Here is a 9,067-nt window from a genome sequence, read left to right as displayed (position 1 = left end):
GCCACCACAACGTGGGCGGCCTGCCGGAGCACATGAAGCTGGGCCTGGTGGAGCCCCTGCGCGAGCTGTTCAAGGACGAAGTGCGCCGCCTGGGTGTTGAGCTGGGCCTGCCGCGCAGCATGGTGTATCGCCATCCGTTCCCGGGCCCGGGCCTGGGCGTGCGGATCCTGGGCGAAGTGAAGCGTGAGTACGCCGAGCTGCTGGCCAAGGCCGATGCGATCTTCATCGATGAGCTGCGCAAGGCGGACCTGTATGACAAGACCAGCCAGGCGTTTGCCGTGTTCTTGCCGGTGAAGTCGGTGGGCGTGGTGGGCGATGCGCGGGCTTATGAGTGGGTGATTGCGCTGCGGGCTGTGGAGACGATTGACTTCATGACGGCGCATTGGGCGCATCTGCCGTATGACTTCCTGGGGACGGTGAGTAATCGGATCATCAATGAGTTGCGGGGGGTATCGCGGGTTGTTTATGACATCTCGGGGAAGCCGCCGGCGACTATTGAGTGGGAATGAGTTGAAAGAACAAGGGCGCCGGGAGGCGCCCTTGTTGTCACGGGAGGTCCAGGATTACTTAACAGTAAAGGTATGGCAGCCACATTTCGGTTGTCAGCGTTAATGCGCGCGGGCTCCATGCATTGATTCATGTGGGCACCAGCGTCGAAAGCTGGCGGCGCGACTACAAAGTAGAAAGACTCATGCGAGCGCCTAGTGGAATAGAGTCCGCCCAGTACGCCGCGCAGTTGAAGACTAAGGAAGATCGGATCAGTGCCGGATTGAAAGCCTGGCAGCTACTCAGGTCGGAGGAAGTCCGCCCCAACATGGTGAGGGGAAAAGGGGGTGAGCTAGTCCCTTCGCAGAGGCGTGCTTAGCGTGCCTGAAGCAGCGTGGTCAGCGAAGCGGCGACGCAACGAATGCTCCCAAACCGGCATCGAAGACGGCGCCCTTGCCAAAGGTCGGCAGGGACGGCAGGTTCGACCAATTTTGACTACAATGTGAAGAGTTATGCACTATTCCGTTGGATAGACACGTCGTGCTGGCCGCCAGCGACTAAGTTCTTACCACTGAAGAAATGCCTGCCTATTTGAAGGTGGTGAAGCGCACGGTCTACCGCTTAGCAGCAGGAGGAAAATTCCTGCCTTTAGACTTGGTAGGAATTCGAGATTACTGCGTGCGTAAGATCTCTCGATCAAATAGTAGTCGACCGGTCAGTCCAAAGACGGTATCCAAGAAGAATCGCGTAGAGAGGGAGAAAGTAATGCTTGGATTGGCTCTGCGGGAAGAGTTTCGGGGCAAGCGCCTCAAAGGGACAGCCATTGAGCTTTCCAACGACTCGAACACTGGTGCCACCCAGATCGCCGCACAGGCGTTCCTGGAGATCACCTATCCCACCCACGATCTACTGAAGGGCATCGAAGCCGTTGGCCCCAACCAAGGGCGGCCAGTGGTCGTGATCGGCGAGCGCGGCCTGGGTAAGTCGCACTTGATGGCAGCGCTCTACCACGCAGTCAACGATGCCGCATCGACGGGCACATGGCTCAACTCCTGGTCAAGTACACTGGGTGATGCCGGCATCGGCAAGATCGCGCTGCGCGATGGCATGTTGGTCATTGGCGAGAGTCTGCACCGTCAACGCTACAAATTCCTGTGGGACCTGCTGTTCGAGCGCCATCCGCGCGGCGAATTCATCAAGGGCAAGTGGGAAGGTATGGGAGCGGCCAAGACCGACATCCCATCGGACAAGCTCATCGTCGAACTGCTTGAGCATCGGCCCACGATGCTGCTCCTAGACGAATTCCAGACTTGGTACGATGGCCTGACCAACACCAAGCAGTACCCTTGGAAGCACTGGGCATTCAATTTCATCCAGATCCTGTCGGAGATCGCTAAAGAGCGCCCCGACCTACTGGTGCTGGTTATCTCTGTGCGCAACGGCGGCAGCGACGCTTATCAGCAGGTGCACCGTGTCAACCCGGTGGCCATCGACTTCAAGGCGGGAGGCAATGCCGAGCGTATCCAACAGGATCGACGGCGGATGCTGTTGCATCGTTTGTTCGACAACCGCCTGCAGATTGCAGACGGCACCATCGAATCCCTGGTTGCGCAACATGTCTCCGAGTATTTCCGACTGCTGGACGTGCCGCCTGCCGAGCAGGATCGCAAGCGCCGCGAATTCACTGAGTCCTGGCCCTACGCACCGCACTTGCTGCGTTTGCTTGAGGAGCAGGTGCTGATTGCCACGGATGCGCAGGAAACGCGCGACATGATTCGCATTCTGGCCAACCTCTACAAGAGTCGGGGCGAAGCGGTGCCGGTGCTCACCGCCGCTGATTTTCGGTTGGATGATGATGCCTCGGGCATTGGCGCGCTGCTGGATTCGGTGTCCAACGAACACCATCGCACCCTGCGCGAAAAAGCACAACACAACATCGTTTCGGTCACCGAAGCGGTGTACGACCATGCCAACCTTGCGCCTCACCTACAAGAAATCATAGGTGCGTTGTGGCTGCGCTCCATTGCCGTCGGCAACCTCGCCGGCGCCGAACCCGCTACGTTGCAGGTAGACATCACCCGCAACAAGCAGGTCGACAGCAATGCATTCCAGGTTGAGCTGGCGACCATCGTGGAGAACAGCTTCAACATCCATCAGGATGGCCCGCGCTTGGTCTTCCGCGAAGAAGAAAACCCTCGCGCCAAGCTGATGGCTTGCGCGCGCAATGACAAGCTGTTCACCGATGGTTCCGATCAGGCGCAGCTTGCCAAGCAGGTGCGCTATGTCATTGGAGGCAGCGACGAGGTCGCTAAAACTTTCCGCGTGATTGCGCTGCCGAAATCGTGGCAGAGCGATCCGTGGGCCTCGCTCGACGAAGCCGAGCAGCCGGAGCGCTGGGATGACAGGCTTCCCATTCTGGTCCTGCCCGAAGAACCGGAAAAAGTTGACCAGACGCTGGGACGCTGGCTCAAGGATCACCTGCAAAAACGCCGCAACACCATTCGTTTCTTGTTGCCCCGCGCCGGTTCCACCAATGCCTTTCAGGATCGTGACCTGCTCATCCTCGCCCGCGCCGAAATGAAGGCGCAGGAATGGAGTGGGCAGAACCCCGAATACAAGAAACTCCACAAAGAATTTGAAGGCACGCTGCGCGAGAACCTGAAGAAACGCTTTGATCGGTTTGCCATCCTGCACCGCTACGACCACCAGAACCCGCAACAATCGCTGTTCAGTACGGAACATCTGAAGAAGCAAGGTGCACAAATCCCCGAGGGCATCGAGGAAGCGCTGACCAACGACCTCTTTGTTCCCGAAGACTTCGAAGACCTGGTGCTTGAAGCTGCCTCGGAGAACGCCCCCCTCGGCAAGCTGCTGCGTGAATTGCAAGAGCCTCGCCCTGCGGGTCAGGATTGCATCCCCTGGCTGGGTGAAACCGCAATGAAGGAGCGCATCCTGCGCTTGTGCGCGCATGGCAAAATCGCCATTAACCTGCGTAATCTGGAGCACCTACAAACGCAGGCAGGCGAAGATGAGGACACCGCTTGGCGGCGCTTGCGGCCCAAGCTCTCCTACACCGGGCGTCAGCTCGATGAAGTGCTCCTGATGGAACCCTCGGCGGTGTCCGCCACCGGCGGCACAACTCCATCCGCTCCGCAGCCGCCGGCTGGCGGCAATGGCGGATTGGGCGGCAATATCTTTGGCCATAGCACAATCCCGACCCCCGGTGTACAAGAGCCGCAGGCTGGCACTCCATCCACCCCAGCTTCTACGCCGGGCGGAATTTTCGGTGGCACAAGCAGCACCACCAAACCGCGAATTCCTCTCTCTAACCCTCCAACCTCGTCGCTCAACCTGATCGGTAAGCTCGAAGGCTGGGGCATTGGCCCAGCCACACCGGTGGCCCAAATCTCTATCAAGGTATCTGTCGCCACCGGCGCGCAGCTCAAAGAACTGCTCAAGAAGCTGCCCGATGGCATGACTTTCGAGTTGAGCCTTGAGAAGGAGGACAACTGATGGCGTTGGATGCTCAAAACTTGCAGCGCCTAACCCAGGAAAGGCCGAATGAGGCGTGGCGCATCATTACCGACCGGGCGCTAGAGATTGCCTCCAAACCGCTGGCCGAAAGCAATGCCCCCGGCGAAGTGGTCAAGCGTGACCGCGAAATTGGCGAGCTCGATCTATTTCTTGCCTCTAGCGGCTGGGATCTGTGGCAGACCTTTGGCCAACCCGAAGTCAGTGGTGTGGAACGTACCTCAGACCGGCTTGCGCGCTGGTGGAGCGAGCCTGGTTATGGCCATAGCGCCGCTCGCGCCGTGCTGATTCTTGACGGCCTCTCGTTGCGTGAGCTGCCCTGGCTGCTGCAAGGAGCCAAAGAGCGTGGATTCACCCTGCACGCAGTGGCCGCCACTGCATCCGAGCTGCCTAGTGAGACCAACCCGTTTGCCCGCGCATTAGGGCTGGCCAGCCGCAGCCAACTGCAAGCCAACGGCGGCGGCTTGGCGCATAAGCTGCAACCGGCACAGACCGAAACCATCGATCTGCCGTGGAAGGACTGCGCAGGCTTGGTTGGCAACGCTTCGGGAGCGAAGAACTGGGTGTTCTGGCACCACTGGCCAGATGCCAAGCTCCACGATTACGGCGCAGGCCAGGGGCTGGAGCTCCTAACTAAGGATGCCGCGCAGCAACTTACCAGTGACGACTTTTGGGGCTTCGTTGAGCGCCTCGCGACTGGGCGGCGCTTGGTCATCACATCGGATCACGGCTACGCTGCCACTGGTTATTTCCCTGATGCCGATGGCGAAGTTGCCGCTCACCTTAAGCAGAATTTTTCAAGCGGACGCAGCAAAGCGGGGAATGGCGATGTTGGCCCTTTCGTTCCTCCAGTCGCATTGCAAATCGACGGCCCGCATGGCACACACCTGTTGGCGCTGGGCCGCAGAAAGTGGCGCAGTCAAGGCGGCTACCCATCGTTGACGCATGGTGGTCTCTCTCTGCTAGAAGTGCTGTCGCCGTTTGTCGAATTAACCAAGTAGGCGGCGCGATATGTCAGCGGCAGAGTTACTTGACGATCTCTTCACAGAAATACACGGCGCTTTTCGCGAAGCACTTGTGCTTCTTGTGGGGTCTGGACTCTCTTGTGGCTATGGCCTTCCTGGTGTGGGGGCTCTGGCAGAGCATCTGGCGAATGCCGTTAGTGCGGTGCTGACCACATATGAAGCAAAAAGAGCTTGGGCACAGGCAGTTGAGGCGATTAGGGTGGTCGCGCTGGGCCACGCCCAAAGCAGAAGTTGATTTGGTTGCCGCGGCAGAAAACATGCGCAGGCAGTCGCGCACAAGAAGATTAAGGACGCTTGAATGGCCACCAAAAAAGAACTACTTGCACAGCAAGTCGCCAAAGCCGTCGGGGCGGGCAAGCCCGTCGCGCTGGAGACGGTCGATTTTAGCGACCCTAATCGTGCCAAAACCTGCCTGGAGGTGGATTTTCCGATCCTGCCCGTCAATCAGGTGGCAATCATCGAAGGCAATGCGGGCAAGCCGATTTACCAAATGTCAAAGTGGTGGGCGCGGCGGCGCTCCAGTGTGTTTCGTTCGATGTTGATCGCTGCGGCGACCAAGGCTCCTGAAGACAGATCGCACGCGGCCAAGCTAGTGTGGGACAACTACTACGCCAACCACCAGAAGAAAGGGGCATTCAAGCACCTAAAGGTGGCAGACATCTTCATGGGCGGCGGCACCACGTTGGTAGAAGGCTCGCGCCTAGGCATGCAGATGGTCGGCAACGACCTCAACCCGGTCGCGTGGTTCGTGGTCAAACAAGAGCTGACCAATGTCGATCTGGAGGAAGTGAAGAAGCTTCTTGCCGACATCGAAGCTGAGGTCAAGCCGCAGATCATGCCGTACTACTACTGCGACGGCCCGGAGGGTGAGAAAGGTACGTGGACGCACCTGCCGTCGAACAAGGCGATGCATGAAGACTTCGACCCACTGACCATCCCACAGGACGAGCGCAAGGACTACCGCTACGAAGGCCCGGAGGTCATCTACACCTTCTGGGCCAAACACGGTCCTTGCCAGGTGACGGGCTGCGGCCACCGCACGCCGATCATGACCAGCCCGGTGATGGCGTTGAAGACCATTAGCGTGAAGCACTGGGAACATACGTGCAGCAAATGCAGCGGCGAATTTCACGTTGAAGAGGAAGCCGCACGGATGGCGCCAGATGCGCCGCTGTATGTCGCGCCTGATGAGTACCCGTTCTCCGTGCTCGACCGTAGGAAGGGCGTGATCTGCCCGCGCTGTGGGCACACCGCGCTGGTGAATTTGGGCAAAGGCAAGAACAAGAAGGTGGAATTGAGCCTGCTGGTGCATCCGCAATGGCTGGCGGGTGAAGGCAAGCTGGATGCGAATGGCCAGCCCTACGGCGGCTCGGCGCAGGATGACGTGGCCGCTACAACGCGGTGGGGTAGTGCGCGAGCATCCACGATTCGCCTACTGGAGGTGCGTGGCACGCTGCCGGAAGAAGTGACCGACCCTGAAACGGGCTCCACTTTTGCCCCGGAAAGCGGCACCGTGCCGAAACGCTCCAACTTCGCTTGTGCTTCGTGCGGCACGGTGCAGGATGTAATGACTTCCATCAAGGCGACCAAGAAGAGCGGGCAAATGGCTGCTTACGCGGTGCAAGGCTATGCACCCAAGCGCGACGCTGCTGGAAAACCCTACAGTGGACGCTTCTTCGCGGCCTCCGGCACTGCGCACGCCGAGCAATATGACGCTGCGTTTGCCGAATGGGATGCGCGTAAGGACACCGACCTGAAAGACTACTGGCCTCGCTCTGAAGTCCCATATGGGTTCATGACCGCAGTTGCCAACAGCGACATCCGCGAGAACTATGGCTTTACGCACTGGTGGACGATGTTCAACCCGCGCCAGTTGCTGGTGCACGCGCAACTGCTCAAGGCCATTGTTGAAGTCGGTAACTACGATTGGGAGGTGCGCGAATTTGTTGTCGGTGCCTTTCAGCAGTATTTGCGCAATCAAAACCTGTTCTGCTTCTGGGACATCGGCTACGACAAGCTCGTGCCGCACATGAGCAACAACAACTATCACCCAAAGAACAATGTCGTTGAAAATAGTGTATTTTCGGTGCTGGGCCGTGGCAATTGGGCCTCTTGTATCGACGGGATAACTGATGGCCGAGAATGGGCGGCTCAACCGTGGGATTCGGTAAGCATCGAAGCGCTGAGGCGTCGTGATCCCGTGTTGGCAGGCCAGTTGAGCGGCAAAAGTGAAAAGGTCTTCCCCGGAGATCCGGCGTTGGATGTTGCCGTGCATCAGGGATCTTCCACCGATCTGGCGCAGCTTGAAAACGGCAGCTTCGATCTTGTCATCACCGATCCACCCTTCGGCGGCTTGTTGCACTACTCGGAATTGGCCGATTTCTTCTACGTCTGGCTGCGTCTGGCGCTCAAGGGCAAGTACCCAGAAATTTTCAGCAACGAGTACACGCCCAAGTCTCTCGAAGCTGTAGCCAACAAGGCACGCGAGCCGGAAGACCCGGACGGCTTCTACCAGCGCTTGCTCACCCAGTGCTGGCGCGAAGCGCATCGTCTATTGAAGCCCGGCGGTATTCTGGCCTTCACCTTCCACCACAGCGAGGACGAGCCGTGGGTGGCGGTGCTGGAGTCGTTGTTCGACGCAGGCTACTACCTCGAAGCGACCTATCCCATTCGCTCCGACGAAACCAAGGGCGAAGGCGAGTTCGGCTCCAAGACTATCGAGTACGACATCATCCACGTCTGCCGCAAGCGCACCGAAGAGCCCAAGCCGGTGAGCTGGGGCCGTATGCGCCGCGAGGTGATGGCCGACGTGCGCCAGTTGCAGGCCATGCTGGAGAACCACGCCAAGGAAGGCCTGCCCGCTGCCGATATCCAGGTGATCCGGCGCGGAAAGGCGCTGGAGTATTTTTCTCGCCACTACGGCAAGGTCTATGTGGACGAAGGCCGCACCATTTCCGTGCGCGATGCGCTAGTCGGAATCAACCAGCTCATCGACGAGGACGCTGACAAGGGCAAGGAGCCACCGCCGGTGAATGCCGAGCCGATGACGCGCCAGTTTCTGCGTACCTTCGGCACGGCCACTGAGATGAAGCGCGACCAGTTGCAGAAGTTCCTGCGCGGCACCATCACCACGCCGGATGACTTTGAGCAGCGTGGCTGGTGCAGTGAGGTGAAAAAGGTCTTCACCCGCACCGCGCCGCTGGATTTCGCCCGCGACTGGCAGGGTAAGCACAAGCGCAAGCTCACCTCCGATCTCGATCAGGCACTGGTGCTGATCGGTGCCTGCGTGGATAGCAGCGGCATCAATGCATCGGACACGCTGACGAACGAAAACTTTAAGCCGCACATCGCGCTCAAGCCGCTGCTGGAATGGCTAGAGAGGAACGGCTCCGATCAAACCACCCGCAACGCCGCCTCGCGGGCGGTGGCGATCTTCTCCACCTGGCAAGCCAGCCAGGCACCCAAGCCGCAGCAGGTTTCGCTGTTTGATGACGATGAGGGGTACACACAATGAGGCAGGTGCTCGATACGGTATGGCAACGGCGCGGCGCCAGCTGGCTGTGGGATGAGGAGGCACGCAACACAGTGTGCTCGGCGGGCGAGGTTTGGAGCCTGCGGCAGTTTCTGCAGGCGGCAGTCCCCAGTGCAAATGGCTGGCCGGATGACCTGCCCAGCAACGGCGGGCAGACGTTGGTGGTGGCCGGGCTGGAGGGCAGCCTGGACCTGCTGGCCCCCGATCAAGGCGAAACCTGGCTGGGCGACACGATTAAACGCGCCATCCTGTCATTTCAAGATGGATACGGTGGAGAAGCAGCTTTGATTTTCTGGATGCCGCAGGGTCAAGGTCGTTTGCGCGTGCAGGCGTCCACTGACGCAGTGTACTGGCTGTGCGACGCGCCGCATCGGGGTCAACAGCTGGACTTTGGCCGCCTTCTGTGGGGTGAGGCCAACGAGTACCCCCAGGAAATTCGGCTGCGCGAGGGCGCGAAAGCGGCCGGCCTGTTTCACCTTCGGATTACCTGAGG

At 59.4% G+C, this 9,067-nt stretch carries 4 protein-coding genes and 2 pseudogenes; all 6 read left to right on the top strand.

Going from position 1 to position 9,067, the window contains the following annotated elements:
* A pseudogene (locus RSA25_RS03375) lies at positions 1-509 on the top strand (GMP synthase (glutamine-hydrolyzing)); the annotation flags it as partial.
* Between the two features lie 122 nt (positions 510-631).
* Positions 632-772, top strand: a pseudogene (locus RSA25_RS03370) (IS3 family transposase); the annotation flags it as partial.
* A gap of 479 nt (positions 773-1,251) precedes the next feature.
* Entirely contained in the window at positions 1,252-3,999 is a 2,748-nt protein-coding gene (locus RSA25_RS03365) for a DUF499 domain-containing protein (RefSeq protein WP_332807502.1), read from the top strand.
* Positions 3,999-5,018 carry a hypothetical protein gene (locus tag RSA25_RS03360; protein WP_332807501.1) on the top strand — a complete coding sequence of 340 codons (1,020 nt, stop codon included), beginning with the start codon at positions 3,999-4,001 and terminating at the stop codon, positions 5,016-5,018. Before RSA25_RS03365 ends, RSA25_RS03360 begins: the two co-directional genes overlap by 1 nt.
* A gap of 322 nt (positions 5,019-5,340) precedes the next feature.
* Positions 5,341-8,556: a DUF1156 domain-containing protein gene (locus RSA25_RS03355; RefSeq protein WP_332807500.1), complete on the top strand. Its 3,216-nt coding sequence runs from the start codon at positions 5,341-5,343 to the stop codon at positions 8,554-8,556.
* Positions 8,553-9,065 carry a hypothetical protein gene (locus tag RSA25_RS03350; RefSeq protein WP_332807499.1) on the top strand — a complete coding sequence of 171 codons (513 nt, stop codon included), beginning with the start codon at positions 8,553-8,555 and terminating at the stop codon, positions 9,063-9,065. The genes RSA25_RS03355 and RSA25_RS03350 overlap by 4 nt, the downstream gene beginning before the upstream one ends.
* Positions 9,066-9,067 lie beyond the last annotated feature (2 nt).

This window comes from Stenotrophomonas sp. (assembly GCF_036662295.1).
GTDB lineage: Bacteria > Pseudomonadota > Gammaproteobacteria > Xanthomonadales > Xanthomonadaceae > Stenotrophomonas.
This window is presented reverse-complemented; position numbering and strand designations above follow the sequence as displayed.

Excerpts from the sequence above, each read along its gene's own strand:
- RSA25_RS03350 (WP_332807499.1), top strand. The coding sequence starts at position 8,553 with ATGAGGCAGGTGCTCGATACGGTATGGCAACGGCGCGGCGCCAGCTGG.
- RSA25_RS03365 (WP_332807502.1), top strand. The coding sequence starts at position 1,252 with ATGCTTGGATTGGCTCTGCGGGAAGAGTTTCGGGGCAAGCGCCTCAAA.
- RSA25_RS03360 (WP_332807501.1), top strand. The coding sequence starts at position 3,999 with ATGGCGTTGGATGCTCAAAACTTGCAGCGCCTAACCCAGGAAAGGCCG.
- RSA25_RS03355 (WP_332807500.1), top strand. The coding sequence starts at position 5,341 with ATGGCCACCAAAAAAGAACTACTTGCACAGCAAGTCGCCAAAGCCGTC.